This window comes from Aphanizomenon sp. UHCC 0183 (assembly GCF_009712065.1).
Lineage (GTDB): Bacteria > Cyanobacteriota > Cyanobacteriia > Cyanobacteriales > Nostocaceae > Dolichospermum > Dolichospermum heterosporum.
Window position 1 is genome coordinate 1 of sequence record NZ_VILC01000078.1, and the last position, 20,336, is coordinate 20,336.

Consider the following 20,336-nt stretch of genomic DNA (forward strand, 5'->3'; position numbering starts at 1 on the left):
TGACAAAAAAAAGAGGGAACATATTCAACTGTTCCCCCTGAACTTTGACACAAACTGCTGTTTTAGACTTGAACCGCTAGTTTTGCTTCTTTAGCTGTCAATCGCTCATAAGCATCACGCATTTTCAACCCTGTCAATACTTGGAATAAACCAGTACCATTATTAGAGCCTGGATATTCACGGTGTTGTAGTAACAAGTGAGTCATCTCACCTTGATATTTGGTGGATGTTTTGCTCAAATGAGTTTCAATGTAAATTACTTCATCGAGGTTATCAAATTGACCGTCTACTTCTAAAACAGAGACGTAACGACCATAGTAAACATCAGTACCGTAGTAAAGCTGCATACCGGGGTAAGAACAGGTCAGTTTGCGTCCGCAAGGAGTCCACTGAATTGTTGAACCTTCGTCAAACAGGTAGCTTGGCTCAAAGCCTTCTTTACCTTCCTGTTGTAACATCCGTACCCGTAAAACCTTACGTTCTGTATCGTTTTTAATTAAGTTTGTGGGTAATACTTGCAGAACCACGTCAGCAAATTCTCTTTGTGGTTCGATGAATTTTTCGAAATCAGGTTTACGAGAATTGATTTGTGCTAGAACATCTTCATAGCGGTGACCTCTTTCAGCCATATCGCGTTGAATTTTCCAAGCAATTTTGACTTCATCGCTGATATCAAAATAAACGCTGAAGTCTAGAAGCGCTCTTACTCGTTCATCATACAAGGGATGCAACCCTTCTACAACAATAATATGATTTGGCTCAATCCATTCTGGTGGATCAATCATGCCAGTTTCATGGTTATAAATTGGCTTATGAATCGCCTGACCTTCTTTAAGAGACTTAATTTGTTTATACATTAAGTCAAAGTTATTTGCTCTGGGGTCAAGTGCAGTTATGCCTGTTTCTTTACGTTGTTTACGATCTAGGCTATGATAGTCATCTAAACAGATAACTGTCATAAATTCTTCGCCAAATAAATCAATCAACCGACGCAAAAACGTAGATTTACCGCACCCAGAGTCTCCGGCTACTCCAATTAGTACCACGCGTTCCGGCTTAGTCATAAATTCCCTCTAAATACTAAATGTGTCAATCAATAATTTTTCTCACAGCAGATTCTGAATCTAGGAGCTTACCCCAACGGTATTGTCCTACGTTCTGGCTATCCAGCATAACGATGACAGATTTCAACAAATAACTTGTACGCCTATAGCAGTTACTCGTCCTAATTAGCCTAATTTTATGGCTGGTAAGTATTTAATCTTAGTGTTGCCCTAAATTTTAACAGAATGGGGTGTACTCTCACAAGATTTACCTTAAGAACGAATCTAGTTCCCTAGCAATTATCTGTTTAACATTCTGCCATAGATGATACATTTTTTTTAGATTTGAGAGAAAATAGGAGTTAGCACTTTGGCTTATTTCGACAAACTCAGTACAAGTCCCTCTGTTACCAGTCAGGAAGAAGGAAGAAAGCTTGTGAGTATTTGATAGTACAGCGTGGCGTATGGCTCAACTCGCACTACGCTAAATTCATGTATTATTTTAACACTTTTTAACACTGTACTTAGGGTTTGCTGAATAAGTTGTCTGTGAAGGCAGGGAACAGGGAACAGGGAACAGGGAACTCTTAACTGGGAACAGGAAAGACAGAATTGATACCTATTGAGTCTTGTTTAAAAATCAAATAGGAGTCCTATATAAAATTGATTATTAATAAAGTCCGTTACTGCACCGTCATGGTAAGATGGTACTGGTAGTTTTAGAAATCAAAAGGCTTTTTTTGCAAACCCAGGATTTTTGCATGATCAATATATAGTAAAATATTTGATTAACAAGCCTAAGACTATGTAGTTCAAGAAAAAAAGATTAAAGTGATTCACTATTAACATTCTCGCAAAGACTTATCCTCTAATTTAGAAGGTGAACAGGTGTGTTTTTTGCCATGCCTACTGGTCTTGGGCGAGTGTACTGAGCAAGGCATCATCATAAATGATGTCGTTTTCCCAGATGGCTAGTTTTGTGATCCGAAAATCCGGTAAACTAAACCTCGCATAAGGATGGGAATGATTTTTTTTTGATAAACGGTTAAGTAAATATCGGAGTGTTAGAAGGAATGTACAATCAAGGTGCTGTTGAGGGTGCTGCCAATATAGAATCAGGTAGCCGCGTCTTCGTTTACGAAGTGGTGGGTCTGCGTCAGGTTGAAGAAACTGATCAAACCAACTACCAAATTCGTAGAAGTGGCAGTGTATTCATCAGAGTACCTTACAACCGCATGAATCAAGAAATGCGACGGATCACTCGCCTGGGCGGTAAAATTGTTAGTATCCAATCTGTTACAGCTTTACAGCAACTCAATCGCAAAGTTGACTTAGTAGTTAACGAAAAAGTTGAATTGGCAACTGCTGACATTAAAGTTAGCAGCGAAGTCGCGGCTGAAGTAAGTGCTAACAAAGATGAACATGGCAAATCCACACCTGTAAGTAATGTTAGTGAAGCTAAAGGCTTTGCTAAAACACCAGCTAAGGATAAGAAAGGCAACTCCATGACTCAAGCAAAAGCCAAAAAAGATGCTCATGCTGATGTTCCTGTGAACATTTATCGTCCTAATGCTCCGTTTATTGGTAAGTGTATTTCTAATGAAACATTAGTCAAAGAGGGTGGAATTGGGATTGTTCAACATCTCAAGTTTGACCTGTCTGCTGGCAACCTGAGGTATTTAGAAGGACAAAGTATTGGGATTATTCCTCCTGGTGTAGATAAGAATGGTAAGCCTGAAAAACTCAGACTGTACTCCATTGCTTCTACTCGTCACGGCGATAATCTAGATGATAAAACAATATCTCTGTGTGTTCGTCAGTTAGAGTATAAGCATCCAGAAACAGGTGAAACGGTTTATGGTGTTTGTTCTACCTATCTGACTAAAATTAAACCAGGTGATGATGTCAAAATCACTGGTCCTGTTGGTAAGGAAATGTTATTGCCGGAAGATCCTGAAGCTAATGTGATCATGTTAGCAACAGGTACAGGTATTGCGCCTATGCGGACTTACCTGTGGCGGATGTTTAAGGATGCAGAAAGAAAAGCTAATCCAGAATATCAATTTAAAGGATTTTCCTGGTTGTTGTTTGGTGTGCCAACATCTCCCAATATTCTCTACAAAGAAGAATTGGAAGCAATGCAAGAGAAATATCCCAAAAACTTCCGTCTTACCTATGCTATCAGCCGGGAACAAAATAACCCCGCAGGTGGCAGAATGTATATCCAAGACCGAGTTGCAGAACACGCTGATGAATTGTGGCAGTTAATTAAAAATGAAAAAACTCACACTTACATCTGCGGTTTGCGCGGTATGGAAGATGGCATTGATGCTGCTTTAAGTGCTGCTGCGGCTAAAGAAGGTGTAGTTTGGAGTGATTACCAAAAGGATCTAAAAAAAGCTCACCGCTGGCACGTAGAAACATACTAATTTGTTATTGGTCAATGGTGAGTGGTCATTGGTCATTGGTTATTAGACAATTAAAAGCAGATAATTAGTAGGTAGGGCTTATAGCTCTGCCTACAATTGTTTTATGTAAATTTCATGTGGGTGCAAAATCTGTGGCTGTCAAATTAGGAATACTTGGATTAGGTACGGTGGGAACGGGGACAGTGCAACTGTTGCAAGACAATGTAGGTCGTCATCCGCTGTTACAGGACATTGAAATCTATCGAGTGGGTGTGCGATCGCTCACGAAACCCCGTGCTGTAGAATTATCTCCAGAGGTGATAACTACGGATTTAGAAGCAATTGTTAATGATCCAGCAGTAGATATAGTTGTAGAACTGATGGGGGGATTAGAACCCGCACGCACACTCATCTTGACAGCTATTAAAAATGGTAAGCACGTAGTTACTGCCAATAAAGCCGTAATTTCTCGATTTGGTGGCGAAATATTCACCGCTGCTAATCAAGCGGGTGTCTATGTGCTGCTAGAAGCCGCCGTTGGTGGTGGTATTCCTGTAATTCAACCCCTGAAGCAATCTTTAAGCGTTAATCGCATTAACGCTATCATGGGTATTGTCAATGGTACAACCAACTACATCCTCACCAAGATGCAAACAGAAGGGAGTGAATTTGATGATGTCTTAGCAGATGCTCAGAGGTTGGGTTATGCTGAAGCTGACCCGACAGCGGATGTTGATGGTTTGGATGCCGGAGATAAGATTGCTATTTTGGCATCTTTAGGATTTGATGGCCGAATTAATCGAGATGATGTTTATTGCGAAGGTATTCGCCAAGTTACAAAAACAGATATTGCATACAGCGCTAAATTAGGATTTGTGATTAAATTATTGGGGATAGCTCAACACTTAGATCAAGATAATTCCCGACTTTCCGTGAGAGTTCATCCTACCCTAGTTCCCCAAACCCATCCTTTAGCTAGTATTAACGGTGTTTACAATGCCATTCTTGTGGAAGGAGAACCTATAGGACAGGTGATGTTATTCGGTCCTGGGGCTGGGGCTGGGGCTACCGCTAGTGCTGTATCATCGGATATCTTGAATCTTGTCGCTACTCTGAAAACTAATACAGCTAAACCAAATCCTCTCCTCGCTTGTAGACATCAACATTACTCGCAAATTACCCCCATTTCCGAGTTAGTAACCCGGTTTTATGCCCGTTTCCTCAGCAAAGACCAAGCGGGAGTCATTGGTAGACTGGGAACTTGTTTTGGTAATTATGGCGTGAGTTTAGAATCAGTCGTCCAAACTGGTTTTCAGGGAGAACTAGCAGAAATTGTTGTTGTTACCCACACTGTCCGGGAAGGGGACTTTAGAGAAGCTTTGGCAGAAATTCAAGCAATGGAATCAATAGATAGTATTCCTAGCGTGTTGCGAGTGCTTTGAAGCACGAAAACATCCTCGGCTTCTTGAAGAAGTCGGGGATTTGTTATTCTATTCTTAATTAACAACAAGATAGTTCTTCCTTATCAAGTTTACCATAGCATATTTAAAATTGTTTGTCAATACTATAAATCTCTTTTTTCGGTTGGCGTTTTTGCGTTTTTTAGCGAAACATCATCACCCCATGATGTATACGTAACACGGCTTAATAATTTGATTCTAAACGTAGGGGTAAAGCAAGAGCTTCATTGGTGTCAACTTAAGCTCAAATCCCTACCACATCTCGTTCCTAGTAGTTCGTCAAATTTATTTTGACGGGTAATAATCCGAAAAAACTTTTGTTCTTCCCTCCCCTACCTCCCCTACCTCCCCTACCTCCCCTACCCCCCTACCTCTCTTCTCCCCCTACTTGCCTTCACCCGTCATTTTCGGGTTGACAGACTACTAGTCTCTGACTAGGAATGCAGTTAATGAGGCTCTGCCTCTAATATTATTGAAGGCAGAGCCTTCTAGAATTCATTCCCAGTCAGAGACTGGGAATGAGATGAATTGAGTTCTTTGCGGGATAGAGGTTTTACGTTAAGTTGACACCAATGAGCAGTGCTAAACCCCTACAAATCTAGGTTTTTCGTAATTTTGTAAAAGTCCATGTCTCAACCGTGTTTAGTATAAATCAGGAAGACAGAGAATTGATTCCCTGTCTTCTAGCTAAAGTTCGTTTTAATTGAACAAGAAATTACCACCAAAGAGGTTGACTGTTCTTTGTATGATAAAAAAGTCCAGCTTCTAGCCGTTGTAAAAAAGAAAAAAGATACCCGATTTCTTTAAAGAGTCGGGTATCTAAGATGATCTAAATTTGTGAGTTAAGATTTAGAAGTGTGCTTACCCACAACTTGGGATTTGAGGGTGGTAATTTCTTCAGATAACTCCTGTCTGCTAGAAGCTTTGAGTAAATAGCGATAAACAAACCACACAGAATAACCAATGCCAATTAATTCAAAGGTAGGTGCTACTAAAGGAACATCATTAAGAGCATCTAATACAGCCAATAGTACCTTAACTGTGATTACTCCTGTCACTACTAAGCCAATACTAACAATTGGCTGCTGATATTGACCAAAGAATTTACCTACATAGTCTGGTAATGTCCCCAAAAAACCAGAAATTCGTTGTCCATATTTCAGCCATTGTTCTTGAGACTGCATAGGAGGTTGAAGTTTGGTCAAATTCCCGGTTTGAGTGTTAATTTCGGGTATGGTTGTTTCTTTAGACTGGGTTTCTTTAAATTCTGGTTCTTGCATTTTTGTTTCCATGATTTTGAAAGTTGAGTTTCTTACCTAGATATTTACAACCAAAAGGCTGTTAACCGGCACTTTCCCTCGCTAATCAGAGTGAGAGATTAGAGATTATTGGTTTATCTTACATCTAGAGTTCTTCACAAGTGTCAGTAACCCAGCCCTAAAGGGACTGAGCTTGCAAGAGTAATCAAGCAAGCCGTACTGACCAGACCACCCTAAGCGTTGTCGAAGGGTAGCCGTTATTTGAGTCACGACACCCACCGAATGCGTTGCCAGTTCCCTGCTCTGTCGCTTGTGATTAAACAGTTCTAAGGTCACTGGAACAGTGTTGCAAGCCCAACAAGCTCTTATAACAGGTCTAGGCTAACATTACCCCAGAAATGGGAGTTGGTTTCCAGATTCCAATCAAAAATCTGGTTTCAATTTTAATATCCACAGCGGTTAAAACCGTGGTCAGTGAGCTTGCGATGCCCTGAGCCTGTCAAAGGTCGAACTGCTCGTGTCGTGGCTGGTGAGCTGCGTCGAACCATCCCTCTCAGGGCTAAAGCCACGCTCGTTTCCCACTTACCGGGTATTCTTATGATAAAACTTTACACAAAATCCAGTAACATGAAGTTGCTAGTTATGGAACAGGCAAGGATAAAACTAAATAATCTAATACTATATCAAATTTTCTCAAAGTTTAGCAATTTAAGTAAATTTTTATCATTTTTGCCCCATTATGCTGCTTTTGTTTGATTCTTTGTACTGAGTTCGACGTTGACAGAATAACCCGATAACAAATTGTCCTTTTCATCATTGTTGTAGTTTATGACCACAAATATTGATTTTCTTGCTCACCTTAATCCTAGTCAACGTCAAGCAGTCGAACACTACTGCGGACCATTGTTAGTGGTGGCTGGTGCTGGTTCTGGGAAAACCCGGGCGCTGACTTACCGCATTGCCAATTTAATTATAAAACATCGTGTTAATCCTGAAAATATCCTCGCGGTGACATTTACCAATAAAGCTGCTAGGGAAATGAAGGAAAGAATTCAAAGGATATTTACTGAACAATTAGCAATATCACAACATGGTAAAAAGTTTGATTTACTGACAGAATATGAACAAAGCTTACTAAAAACACAGGTTTACCGCACTACTATTAAAGATATGTGGTGTGGAACTTTTCACAGTTTATTCTCGCGGATTCTGCGCTGGGATATCGAAAAATATCAAGATGAAAAAGGTAGAAAATGGAATAAGAACTTTTCTATCTTTGATGAATCGGATGTCCAAAGTGTGATTAAAGAAATTGTCACCAAAGATTTAAATTTAGATAGTAAAAAATTTGAACCTAAATCTATTCGCTATGCTATTAGTAACGCCAAAAATCAAGGACTTTCTCCCCAACAATTTGAAAGTGAACAACCAGACTATCGGGGTAGAGTTATTACTGATGTTTATAATCGCTATCAAGATAAACTTGCCCAAAATAACGCTTTAGATTTTGATGATTTAATTTTAATTCCTACCCGATTATTTCAACAAAATGAGCAAGTTTTAGCTTATTGGCATCAAAAATTCTCTCATATTCTAGTTGATGAATATCAAGATACCAACCGGACTCAATATGATCTAATTCAGCTTTTGGTGACAAATGGAGAAACCCGTAAAAGTGAATGGAAATGGCAAAATCGCTCTGTGTTTGTGGTTGGTGATGCTGACCAGTCAATTTATAGTTTTAGAATGGCAGATTTTACCATTTTGCTAGAATTTCAGGAAAATTTTGGGGATGGTTTAGCAGATGATGATACTCGTTCTATGGTGAAATTAGAAGAAAATTATCGTTCATGTGAAAATATTCTCCAAGCGGCTAATGAATTAATTGAAAATAATACTCAACGGATTGATAAAATCCTCAAAGCGACAAGAGAACCAGGGGAAGAAATTTATTGTCATAAAGCTGATGAAGAAATGGCAGAAGCAGCTTTTGTGATTAACCAAATTAGAAATTTAGAACATCAACACCCGGAATTAAATTGGGGTAACTTTGCAATTTTATATCGAACAAATGCCCAATCTCGACCTTTTGAAGAATTATTAGTAAAATATCAAATTCCTTATACGGTTGTGGGAGGCATGAAATTTTACGATCGCAAAGAAATTAAAGATGCTGTGGCATATTTAAGGGCGATTAATAACCCAGCGGATACTGTCAGTTTATTACGAGTTATCAACACACCTCGGCGGGGAATTGGTAAATCTACTGTTGATGCTTTGGTGAATGCTTCCCAGCAATTAGGAACAACTTTATGGGAAATATTAAGTGATGAAACATCTGTAAATACTTTAGCAGGACGTTCGGCGAAAGCTGTGAATAATTTCGCCGCCATGATTCAAAATCGTCAAGAACAAATCAAAGTTGTTCCCGGTTCGGAAATTTTACAAGGGGTTTTAGAGGATTCTGGCTATATTAAGGAATTGCAAGATCAGGCTACAGATGAAGCTGATAATAGAATTAGTAACGTCAATGAATTATATAATGCTATGCTGCAATTTCAAGAAGAAAATGCTGGAGAAGATATTTCTTTACAGGCATTTTTGCAAAGTGCGGCTTTGAGTTCTGATTTAGATAATTTAAAAGAGGGACAAACAGCGGTTTCTTTAATGACTTTACACGCTTCTAAGGGGTTGGAGTTTCCTGTTGTCTTTTTGGTGGGATTAGAACAGGGACTTTTTCCGGGTTATCGTTCTTTACAAGATCCTTCATTGTTAGAAGAGGAACGGCGTTTGTGTTATGTGGGAATTACCCGCGCTCAAGAACGGTTGTTTCTATCTCATGCCAGAGAAAGACGTTTATATGGGTCCAGAGAACCGGCAATGCGATCGCAATTTCTCGATGAAATCCCCGCAGAACTATTAACTACCCAAAATAAAGTTACCCGGAGTTCGACTAAAACCACTTCTGCAACCACTAGTAAACAAACCACTCCCGGAATTTGGCAAGTAGGTGACAGAGTATTACATAAGTCCTTCGGACTTGGGGAAATTACCCACGTTTTCGGAGAAGGAAATAAAGTTTCTGTAGCGATTAAATTCCTGAGTTTAGGACAAAAAATTGTAGACCCCAGAGTAGCCCAATTACAAAAAGTCTAACTTATCATAGAAACGTAGGGGCGCAGGGCCTGCGCCCATGAGAAATGTAGGCTGAAATGTTGGATTTATAACGTTGGGTTTCGTTCCTCAACTCAACCTACAAATTTTGTAACTGATTCAGACAGAATCCCCAATCATAAAAAACAAGTAGGGTGTGTTAGCAACAGCGTAACGCACCATAATCAAACACAAATAAAATCACTAAAAAACCCCAATCCCATCCTGTAAATCCTCAAATCCTGAAAATCCTGATTCAGCCCACATTCAGCAGGTGTTTTTTGAATTTTCGGAATTATCCATAACCCAATGATAACAAGGCTTTCAGACAATGACACGCAATTCTATATTAGAGCGATCGCCGATATACTTAAAGTTAGAATCAAGTTTATTGAGAATAATGTCAATAAATTAGTTGGTTTGAGATTAAATTCATTGAATACCTCCATGTATGGCAAAAAGCATAAAGTGGTTATTATGATTGGGTTTTAGCTGTTTTATGAAATTCTTTTTTTGACAAAATAACCTGCTGGGGAAAATATTTTGAGTATATTTACTCATGCTGAATGTGGGTTCAGACAAAATCCCCAACTAGCAACTTACATTATTAATTTCCAACCGCCAATTTCTTAATTATTCAATTGTTTAATTATTTAGCTCTAGTAACAACAGTAGTTTTGACTTCGAGAGGAGTAGGAACAGGAGTAGGAGTAGGAGTAGAAGTTGTTAAGTTACCATATAAATAAAGATCAACTTTTCTACCATCAGGATATATACAAGCATAAAAACCTTCACCAGATGATGCTGATGATGGTGATGGTGATGGTGATGGTGATATTGTACAAGGGTTGGGACTTGGACTTGAAGAGGGCGTAGGAAGAGGTGATGGATTCGTAATTGCATCAACTAAAAAATATTTAGAATCATCAGTAAATTGAGTAGGAATAGGACTAGGTGTAAGATTAGTTGGGTTAGGACAAGAATTAGGACTAGGAACAGGAGTAGTTAGGTTGGAATAGCGTTTAATTGATTTTGGTAATTGCCATAAACCAGAACTATCATAGGTATAGTAAACAACAGTATAGTTTTGGTTACTTGTACAAGGAACAGGAATTGTTAATTGTAAAACTCCTTTTGCACCTGGAGGTACGAGTGTAGCATCTGGAGCAGTAACACTCTTTGCCATTCTCACTTCATTGCTAATATAATCCAAAGCCCGATTCAAATTAGCACGTCTGTCGCTTTCTGATGCTGCTTTCTTGTTCTGATTGAGCATAGCCACAAGACCAACGCCAACTATACCCATAACAACAGTCATGATAGCTGTTGCTACTAATAACTCTATCAAAGTAAATCCCTCATTGCCACTGAGAGCAGATTGACGGGTTTTATAATTTTGAAGAAAAAATTGGATATTTTTTTTGATATCAAAAGTATTGTTTAACATATTTTTTAAGGAGTACAACTAGATGAATAAGTAGTACCACTAGCAGGATCAATATATTTGCCAGTGGCAATTAATCCTAATGGTTGGGAAATAACTATACATTTTTTACCTCCAGTATTGCTTTTATGTCGCAACACAATTGTTATAGGATTTGTTTCCGTCATATTACCAAGATAATCAAATGTCAAGCTAGAAACTACACCTGTTCCATCTTTATATATGTTCATGGAAACGTTATATAAAGTTCGCGTACCCATAGATAAACAGTTATCACTAGAACTACTAATAATAGGTTCACCGGAAGCGGAAACAGAAAAAGACAGGGTACAGTCTTTACCCCGACGCATAGCCCCTCTTTGTGCTTCTAATAGGGCATTTTCAGCATTAGTAACATCCTGAGTAACTTCATTCCTTTGATTTAAACCTATGAAACTAGGTGCAGAAATGGCAGCGAGAATGCCGACAAAAATCATGACCACCATTAATTCTAGTAAAGTAAATCCATCTTCATTGTGATGGGCATTGTAATGACGCATAAGGTATCACCTCTGTATAAGATTTGGCTACTGTATAAGCTGGTAATAAGGTACGAGGATAAGGGGGAGTAGGGGTAGTTTGAATATTCGGAGTAGAACTAGTACCTATTTGAACTAGATAATTTAGCTTTAAAATATTATAAGGAGCGTCAGTAGAAACATCTTGCTTCCTCAACAACCAATAATATTGACCTTTGACTTGCTTTGTAGCACTTGTAACAACATAATAAGCAGTTCCATCTGATGTTTTATAGTCTGAGTTTGGACTATTATCTATACCTGTGGCGGTAGTTGATAGAGAATTCATGAAATAAGTTGCCATACCGTTACTTGCAGAACCAGAAGAGGTAAGGTTACATGAGGTAAGGTTAAATACAGAAGTTGAAACAGGAACTTCTGTTTTTAAAGCTGGAGTCACAGTAATAGTATTACCACTAATAGTTGTTGTATAATTATTAGCATCAGCATCGTTAGAGAACAGAACTGTACTGGCAGCTAAACCGTTAGTAGAGTCTAGAGTTACAGTATTTGTATTCAAAGCAGCAGCAGTAGTGGCTTTAGGAAATGAATATTGGTCAGCAGCACTCTTGATTTTCTCCATATCTTGCTGAATCAAGCTGTTAGCAGTTGTGTACTGAATAGCTTTCTTTTTGAAAATGCTAGAAAGTACAAACATTTCTAACGCACCAGTAGTAAAAAAAAATATCATTAGCAGAGCAACTACTACTTCTATGAGGCTAAATCCTGCATCAGGATTATCTTTGAGGTTTTTCATATATACATAAATTCAGTTTTGTTTTGATAAAGTTTGGATAAAAAATGTGGGGTTGGGTATTTTCAATATGATTCAAAATATCCAATTTTAGTTACTGAACTCGATCTTTTTTCCAGCTACTAAAAGTATCAATTGTTGGTGGTAGGGTTGCTTTGCTTACACCTAAAGCGGCCAGAGTAGTCCAAGTAATTGTTGGGTCGTATTTAACAACAGTTTTATTACTATCTGAACTACAACTTGGTGCACCCCAGTTACTCGCCCATACATTACCATTAATTACAGGATCAGCGTTACCACCACCATCTATACCTACACTATACTTAGGTGCAAGAATAAAAGCGGATATAGTATTACTACCATTAAGACATATACTTTTAGTTGAATCGCCAGTTCCAAAAATATAGACATCTGAAGGATAACAATTAGAAACGCCAGTACAATTATGTGTTATGTCTGCACCTTTATTTATAGATCCTGTCAGAAAGATGACAACTTTTTCTCCGGGTGGAATTCTTATCTCGCTAGATATATTGCCAATTTGATATACATATACATTTGATTGACCACCATAAGTAGTTGCTGTAGCACTAGGACAGGTAGTTTTCGTCGCAGAACATGATGTGGCTGAAGGATTACCTAATTGAGTCACATTACCACCTGTAGTATTAATACTTGCTATAGTATTAATTCCAGTAGTAGGTATTGGTGGAGTTGAGGGGATACTACCAACAGTGTTTCTCACCTTATTAATGCTAGTATTCAGAATATTCTTGCTTGTTATTAAGTCCATTTGAGTGCTATTTGTTGTACATTTGTTTACCAGAACATCACCATCTACTTTCTGATTATTATTACCAGCTATGGAAGTATTTCCAGTCCATAATGCTGATGGTACTGGAATATTAGAATCAGTATATTTTACTGGAATTACCACCTGTAATCTGGCAGTGGATGTACTAGTAGTTTGAGTAGCCGTATTGCCACTTCCTGAAACCCTTACTCGTCCTTCAACAGTTAGTGTACCGTTTCCTAATACTGGATTTTCTGCTGTGGGATTGGTGTTATTAGAAGATTGATATTGATAAGAAACTAATCTGTATTGACCTAGAGTGAGGTCAGGATTAGTAGTAGCAGGATCAATGTTTCTCCATATATTTTTTGAAGCGTCAGTAATAGCAGAAATATCAACATTTTGGAAAGAACACGAATTATAATCAGAAGCTTTGTCTATGATAGGCCAGGTAACAGGAGTAGTTGTTGTTGTATCCAGACAGCTACCGGAACTATTATAATTAGTAGAAGTGCTACAAGCATTATATTTAGCAAGAATCCTACCATTATTTATTAGCTGTTGATAACGAGTAACACCTACTTCTGCCGCTGATAAGGCACGAGATGTACTTCTTTGAGTTGAACTAAGAGCCACATCACTTTGTGACCTAAGTGCCATAGTTAACCCAATTATCATCATCACCAAGCCAACTCCCACAGCAATTACCGAAGCAAAACCTTCTTCGCCTGTGTGCCGAATTAAAGCCAGTTTTAATCTAGGATTCATATTTCACCTCACCACTGATAACTATGCAATTAGAAAAAATAGAATTTTATTTGTTGGGTTTCGCAGTCAACCTACATTTCCTTAACTGACAAGATTAACCCTGATTTTCATCCTGTCCATTTTTTAATCTTGGATACTATCTCGACTATGGCTACGCCACACAAGCTATACCCGCATTTCTCACAAACAATGGGATTACTAGGTCGCGTTTAGCGATCGCAATCTATATAATCCTTATAGAGAAACGGTTTCGGGCATTTTTCACGAGGTTGATTTTTGATGCAGTGTGAAAACCCATAATCCAGATTTTATCAGGGTTTGAGGATTTTGGTGAGAAATCAGGGTATACCGCAATAACCACCTGATTCTGACAATCACCCACCCATAAGCTCACTTTCTGATTGGGTAAATTACCAAGAGGAGGTTAGGAACGGGTTTAAATTATAACTGTACTTAATAGGGAATCACTATCACTATAATATATCATAGCTATTAGTAGTGATACTGATGAAACTACTGAATCTGATCAAAATTTCCAGAAAATTCTAGGACTTACGCACGCTCACTAACTTACCATCATATGAATGAACGAAATTGCGTCGTTTTCGGCTTTGGGAATAACTTATTGAGTAGGGTGCGTCAGATAGAGGAAATCTGTTTTTTACCAAATTACTGGGTCTGACGCACCCTACAAGAGATAAAATCCACATTACATATTTAGAAAACCTTGTCAATGCGTAAGCCCTAAATTCTTATTTTTATCTCGTTCCTAGTAGAGATCTCCAAAAATTAAAGATACTTGACCTGAAAACCCTGTAGAGACGTTCCATGGAACGTCTCTACAATCTTTTTTGCAGATGTCTAGTGAACACCAAAAAATAAATTACCCAATTTTGTGGGATGGGCATCCTGCCCGTTCTTGATGATTAGCGGGCTTTTCGTCCCGCACCACAAGAAATTTTTGGGTATTTTTTTAATTGGAAGACTTCCAAGAAATAAATTATCCTGATTAACGAACCACGGAGGCGCAGAGGACACAGAGGAATAAGGGTTTGAGTTCCCTGTTCCCTCTCTCAACGAGTGAATTTAATTTTGTCCGACTACTTATTTTTGTTACAGTCAAGCGTCAATATCCTCCATTTCTTAATACTTCAGATAGATATATAAGCAAGGGATCATTAATATAGTAAGGGTCAGAAAGTTTATGCCCATCATGTAGGTGTTAAGACAGTTATCAGGTATGTATCGCAAACGTCAGTTATCAAAAATCTTCACCAAATTGATTCGGCGGTTTTTGACCCACTCAAAAAAACAAATTATTTGGTTACTGTGGACTACTTTCGGTACTCGGAAACAATGGAAAGTAACAACCGCAGGTTTCGTATTACCGACAGTGGCAATGGTCTCAATGGTAGTAGTATTATTGACCACTACTATTATGTTACGTTCCTTTGACCGAGCCAAAAATGCTAGTAATGTCCGCATTAACGAAATTGTACTTAGTGCTGCTATTCCAGCAATTGATCGCAGTCGGGCTAAAATCAACAAACTCTTTGAAGATATATCATTACCAAAAATCACCCCCACAGACGCAGAATTATATAAAGTTCTTGATGACATAAACAATATAGACAACATTAATAAATACACCTTTGCAGACGAAACCAAACTGCAAATAAGTTTTGATATTAGTGGCAATAGTCTAATTGAGCAACCTACTACAAATACATCATTATATGATAACGAAACAGTAAATACAGCCTGGAAATTTCCTGTTGATACTGACAATAATGGGAAATTTGATAGTTACACTCTCTATGGCATTTTATTTAGAACTCCCAGAAATATTAGTGGTAAATATGCCCGCGCGAGAAACCGCTTGGAAGCCAGAACTTCACCAATGATCAAAGGAATTTTAGATACTAATTGCACCACAAATAACAACCCAATATTGGTCGGTAATACAGGTTGGATTAAACAAAATAATGAGCTAAAAAAATCCTTTTTTGTTTATACAGTTACAGTACCAATTATAACTTTGCCTAGTGATACTACCAATTATGAGAAATATCAAGGCAGTAAAGGTTTTGCCGCCCTAGAATATCAACAAGACCGCATCCAAATACCACCCAGTAACATTGCTATTTATAACGATGATCTAGAAATTAATCCCGATACAGCCCTAAATCTTAATGGTGGAATATTTACTAATAGTAATTTTTTAACAGGTGGTTCTGGTCAAGTTCAATTATATCAAATCAGTAGTAAAGAATCCTGTTATTACAAATCTAAAAATTCTAAAATTATCGTCGGTGGAAATTTAGGAGCAGGTGGTTTTAAAAGTGCAGGAACTACCACAACTAAAGTTGATTTATTCAAAGGTACCACTACTAATCCTGCTGCTTCTACATGGGAGGCATCTGTTACTAACAGTTCTAGTAACCTCATGTACAATAACCTCGCTTATATAAATCGGATTAATAAACTGATTGCTAGTCAACTTGCTAATGCTATTAGTAGTGATCCATCCGAAGTGAAAACAGGTATTGAAAATAAAAAACAAGATTTAGGTTTATCCAGTTTCACAACAGCGGAATTTGATGCAATTCGTCGTCAACAATTACAGCTTTATTTCCAAAAACGGACTCGTCGCGTACCTTATCAAGAGGTTAATTTTGCCAGTACAGAGACATTTCCTGCTAATGTACTTCAAGGTAGTGGTGATAAATTGCGTCCCATTGATAAATGGATGTATGCCACAGATCCCAGTGATGGTAAAATAGGGACAGGTTACAGCACATTAACCTTGAATACTACAGGTACATCTCTACAACCACAAGCTACAGAACCACAGGCACTTAAAAATGCTGGTGGTATAGAAACTACGTTAGGTGACAGAGTTATAGTTAGCAATAACTTATCGGAAATCTGGTGGGATACAACCGCAGCAACATCTTCAGGAAATAATGTTCCTGAACAATGGTGGAATACAAGTAACAACCCCAAGGGATTTTTAGGGAATAGTATTACCCATGCACAAGAAATTAGTGGGATTAAATGGAATGCAGGGGATACAACTAAAACTCGGACAAGACAATCTTTTGTCCAAACAGAACCATTAGCAAATTTAGCAGATACAGGTAGAGATGGTGCATGGGAATTAGACGCAGCTAAAATTCCCAAAGATATTACAGAACCGGTGGGTGGTTTGCGAGTTGTTACAGGTGCAGGAGTATATCTGAGTGCAGCCGATACTACAACTACCGTCAACAGCACAGTTAAAGAAATATGGTCAGATACTATGCCAGTTCCTGGGACTGCACCAACGACAAAAACCATTGCACCATACTATCTATATGATTCTTCCATTACATATAAATGGCGTGAGATTACCAATGCTAATACACCATATTTGAAAATGCGGGCTACAGCAGTATATCATTACAAATCTGCTAACTATAACGCTAAAATACCCACTCCTATAGCTTGTGTGAGTAGTTTTTATGTTCCTACCAACAGCACTACTGCCAAAAATCTCACAGGACTACCTTGGAATGTTGCCACGGGTGGACTATCCAATAATGGCATAGTTTATCCTGCACCTACATCTACTAAAGGTGAGAGTCATTATGCTAAAGTCTTAAACTATCTATCTCAATTAACTTATCCCAATGGGCGATTAATAGATGATGGCTTACTGGTCAAAGCATTAGCAAAAACAGCAAACCGGACTATTTCTGAACAGTCTACTATTGATGCTCAAATCTGCGCCCTACAAATTCTCGATGGTACTATTAGTCCCAGTAATTCCGTCATTCCTCATGGTGCAATTTATGAAACATCATTATTGGACTCCAGGGAAATTGTCCGTAATAGTTCATCTAATAATACAACCTATGATTATCCCATCATAGACAGACAACCTTTAGAAATTCGGGCTACTGTGTTAGACCTTAACCAATTGCGAACAAAAACCATTGGTACTTCCTCACCATCGCAAGAATACTTGTTACCTAGTAGTGGTATTATCTACGCAACTCGTAATGATGCTTTGCTAGATGCGTCTGGTACATCAGGCATACAAACAGACGCGCAAAAATTAGTAAGTCCTGTTGACCATATTCTTGATTCTACTCGTCGTCCCAATGCAATTATGCTCATCAATGGAAGCAAACTAGGACGGGGAACAACAAATACTTACCGAGAAGAAGAAAAAGGTTTAATTTTAGCCAGTAATTTGCCCGTATACATTAAAGGTAACTTTAATCTCCATACTCAAGAGGAATTTACACAAACTCTAGCAAATGACTGGAATAATTTTTACACTCGTACTAGCACCAACCTTAATCCTAACTTTGCTTGTCGTTCTGGTAATCCTCAACTACCCAATTGTCCTACTGGGGATGAATGGCGACCCGCAACAGTCTTAGGTGATGCTGTTACCTTGCTTTCTGGCAACTTTAGAGAAGGTTTTCGTGATGAAGGAGATTATGACTGGAATAATAGTCTAGTTGGTACACCAGCGCCAGGGTTTTCCGCAGTTAATTTCTTTGGTGCAAATGGTAAATGGGCTGATATAAATAATTCTGGTTTTCCTAAAGACTTTGATACAGCCACAACAGGATACCAAGGTAGTTCCTATGTAAATAACTTTGTCACACCATTGGTGAGGATGATACCAGCCAGACAGTATGCTTATGAAATTTGTAGTTCAGCAGTGAAAGACGAATGTTTTTGTAGTGCAACGGATACCACTGCTCAATGCGCTGTCAAAACTAAACGCTGGACAATAAATAATGTTGCTTTCAATGGATATAACAGTTCTAGCGGAAATTCAAATGGTTGGGAAGCATTACCATTTAAGCGGCTGGCTTTGAAACGTGATTTAACTACCACTTTGCTAACTACTCCTCTAACTATCTACGGAATTCCTGCCAGTGGCAATAAACTAGCAGAATATCCAGTAGGTGGCACAACCTCACCAGCACTAGCCCTAGACTCCAGTGGTAATCAATTTCTTGTTCCTTGGTTACTACCCAATAGTAGTAATGTATTTGAACCAGTTTTACAAATTCAAAAACCCTTTGCCACTGAAACTGACTCTACTAACACTACAGTCATAAGTAGTGTAAATGATACATTAAAAACACCAAAAGAGAGTCAAGATAGTAAGAACTGGTTGCAACCAGTATTAGCAGACACTACTTTTAACTTGAATGTCGCCGCAGGAGATAGTCCCGCCCGGCCAACAGAAGATAATGGTGGTTTACAAAACTTTACCCGGTTTATGGAGAATTGGGCATCTTCTCATGGTCAAAAAACAGCAAAGATTTCTGGTTCTTTTATCCAGTTGAAAAAAAGCACTTATGCTACGGGAACATATAACATCAATGTGGGAGCAAGTAGCATTATATATGCTATTGTGATTGATAGTGGTGCAACTACAGGTTATCTTCCTCCTAGGAGAAATTGGAGTTATGATGTCGCGCTTTTATCCCAATCTCCCGACAGATTCGCTAGTAAATTGGTACTCACATCACCTGATTTACCAGATGAGTATTTCCGGGAAGTTGGCAAAGATGATAAATGGGTAGAGACTTTGTTATGTGCTAAAACGACCAATTCCGGTACTCCCTACGCCCTAGCTCAAAATCAGCGCCCTTCTACCTGTAAATGATGAAACCCAAATCACAATCCAAAACATTATTTTACCGTGATTCCGGATTTACAATTATTGAATCACTCATAGCTATGGTTGTAGTTAGTATTCTCCTAGTATCTATTACCCCTATCTTAGTCCTGTCAACAGCTATTCGTGTTCAATCCCGGCGCGTAGAAAAAGCAACTCAGGCTGCAAATACTTTTATTGATGGTATTAAAACTGGTTCAATTGTTACGGGTTCAAGTACAGCACCAAGTAAAAAAATTACTTTAGACCCGACAACGCTCAGAACTTCCGCAGATTATTTAATTGGTATCACACAAATGCCAGTTCCTAAAAGCAAAAGCGATGTAGATGTAAACTTGTATCTCTTGAAAGAAGATGGAAATACTTGTATAGCCAGTGATTCAGCTTGTCAACCAGACCATACAAATCTATTCAACGAGTTTTATGTTCAAGCTATGCCCATAATCGTTAATGGTATTCATCCAAAAACCAGTGGTTATCGTCTAGCCGTTCGGGTTTATCGCTCAGATGTTGATTTTAGTAAGCCTCTTTTAGCTAGTACAAGTAATGCCAAAAAAGTAGCTTCATCTGTTGTGTCTGGTATAGGTAATCAGCAAACACCATTAATAGAAAGAACTGTTGATATTGCCCACAGTAATACTACATTTCAGGCTCTATGTTACCGTCTTGGACTGGGAAAAGATCAGGATGGTAATAATCAATTTTGTCAATAAATTGCGGCTCTACCGTTCCCTTTATGTAAGAGGATGTTTGAAAGGTTTTTAATGTATAAATAAACCCCTTTGGTAAACCTCTCCAGTATTAAATGTTATTCCTTTTCCCTCTCCTAAGAGGAGAGGTTTTGAAACCCCCCATTCCAGCTAAAAAAAGTTTTTTCCTTTTCCTTCTCCTTTTACAGCAATTCTCGTTCTCATGAAATAGAATGGAGGGCGCAGGCCCTGCGCCCCTACGGGTTTGGCGATAAAAAACTGTACCTCATAACATCAGGAAGCGCTGTAGTCATTGCGA

12 protein-coding genes are annotated in these 20,336 nt (G+C 38.4%); 6 read left to right on the top strand and 6 right to left on the bottom strand.

Annotated elements, in window-relative coordinates; genetic code table 11:
* Positions 1–62: 62 nt before the first annotated feature.
* Positions 63–1,064, bottom strand: coding sequence for a phosphoribulokinase (locus FJR37_RS20145; RefSeq protein ID WP_168466947.1), 1,002 nt, complete (start codon positions 1,062–1,064; stop codon positions 63–65).
* Between the two features lie 1,052 nt (positions 1,065–2,116).
* Here FJR37_RS20145 and petH point away from each other — a divergent pair.
* Positions 2,117–3,472: a ferredoxin--NADP reductase gene (petH, locus tag FJR37_RS20150; RefSeq protein ID WP_039203943.1), complete on the top strand. Its 1,356-nt coding sequence runs from the start codon at positions 2,117–2,119 to the stop codon at positions 3,470–3,472.
* Between the two features lie 131 nt (positions 3,473–3,603).
* Positions 3,604–4,893, top strand: coding sequence for a homoserine dehydrogenase (locus tag FJR37_RS20155; RefSeq protein ID WP_168466948.1), 1,290 nt, complete (start codon positions 3,604–3,606; stop codon positions 4,891–4,893).
* A gap of 860 nt (positions 4,894–5,753) precedes the next feature.
* Here the strand turns inward: FJR37_RS20155 and FJR37_RS20160 are convergent.
* Positions 5,754–6,191 (bottom strand): CAAD domain-containing protein, encoded by a 438-nt coding sequence (locus FJR37_RS20160; RefSeq protein ID WP_039200902.1) that lies wholly within the window; start codon positions 6,189–6,191, stop codon positions 5,754–5,756.
* 807 nt (positions 6,192–6,998) lie between these two features.
* Between FJR37_RS20160 and pcrA the strand changes: the two genes are divergently transcribed.
* Both pcrA and FJR37_RS20170 read left to right on the top strand, forming a co-directional pair.
* The gene (gene pcrA, locus FJR37_RS20165) at positions 6,999–9,326 is read left to right on the top strand and encodes a DNA helicase PcrA (protein WP_168466949.1); all 2,328 of its coding nucleotides are present in this window, start codon (positions 6,999–7,001) and stop codon (positions 9,324–9,326) included.
* Between the two features lie 306 nt (positions 9,327–9,632).
* On the top strand, positions 9,633–9,815 hold the full coding sequence (locus FJR37_RS20170; RefSeq protein WP_168466950.1) for a hypothetical protein: 183 nt from the start codon (positions 9,633–9,635) through the stop codon (positions 9,813–9,815).
* A 157-nt stretch (positions 9,816–9,972) separates the two neighbouring features.
* Here the strand turns inward: FJR37_RS20170 and FJR37_RS20175 are convergent, their stop codons facing one another.
* The 4 genes from FJR37_RS20175 to FJR37_RS20190 all read right to left on the bottom strand — a co-directional run bounded on the left by FJR37_RS20175 (position 9,973) and on the right by FJR37_RS20190 (position 13,639).
* Positions 9,973–10,770, bottom strand: a complete 798-nt coding sequence (locus FJR37_RS20175; RefSeq protein ID WP_168466951.1) for a prepilin-type N-terminal cleavage/methylation domain-containing protein — start codon at positions 10,768–10,770, stop codon at positions 9,973–9,975.
* Between the two features lie 5 nt (positions 10,771–10,775).
* The gene (locus tag FJR37_RS20180; protein ID WP_168466952.1) at positions 10,776–11,306 is read right to left on the bottom strand and encodes a type II secretion system protein; all 531 of its coding nucleotides are present in this window, start codon (positions 11,304–11,306) and stop codon (positions 10,776–10,778) included.
* A complete protein-coding gene (locus FJR37_RS20185; protein WP_168466953.1) occupies positions 11,278–12,081 on the bottom strand; it encodes a hypothetical protein in 804 nt (267 codons plus the stop codon). The genes FJR37_RS20180 and FJR37_RS20185 overlap by 29 nt, the downstream gene beginning before the upstream one ends.
* Before the next feature lie 91 nt (positions 12,082–12,172).
* Positions 12,173–13,639, bottom strand: coding sequence for a hypothetical protein (locus FJR37_RS20190; RefSeq protein ID WP_168466954.1), 1,467 nt, complete (start codon positions 13,637–13,639; stop codon positions 12,173–12,175).
* 1,240 nt (positions 13,640–14,879) lie between these two features.
* On the opposite strand from FJR37_RS20190, the gene hpsA reads away from it, so the two are divergent.
* Together hpsA and hpsB are read left to right on the top strand one after the other, a co-directional pair.
* Entirely contained in the window at positions 14,880–19,316 is a 4,437-nt protein-coding gene (gene hpsA, locus FJR37_RS20195; RefSeq protein ID WP_168466955.1) for a hormogonium polysaccharide biosynthesis protein HpsA, read from the top strand.
* Positions 19,316–20,041: a hormogonium polysaccharide secretion pseudopilin HpsB gene (gene hpsB / locus FJR37_RS20200; protein WP_254434626.1), complete on the top strand. Its 726-nt coding sequence runs from the start codon at positions 19,316–19,318 to the stop codon at positions 20,039–20,041. The genes hpsA and hpsB overlap by 1 nt, the downstream gene beginning before the upstream one ends.
* The last annotated feature ends 295 nt before the right edge of the window (positions 20,042–20,336 follow it).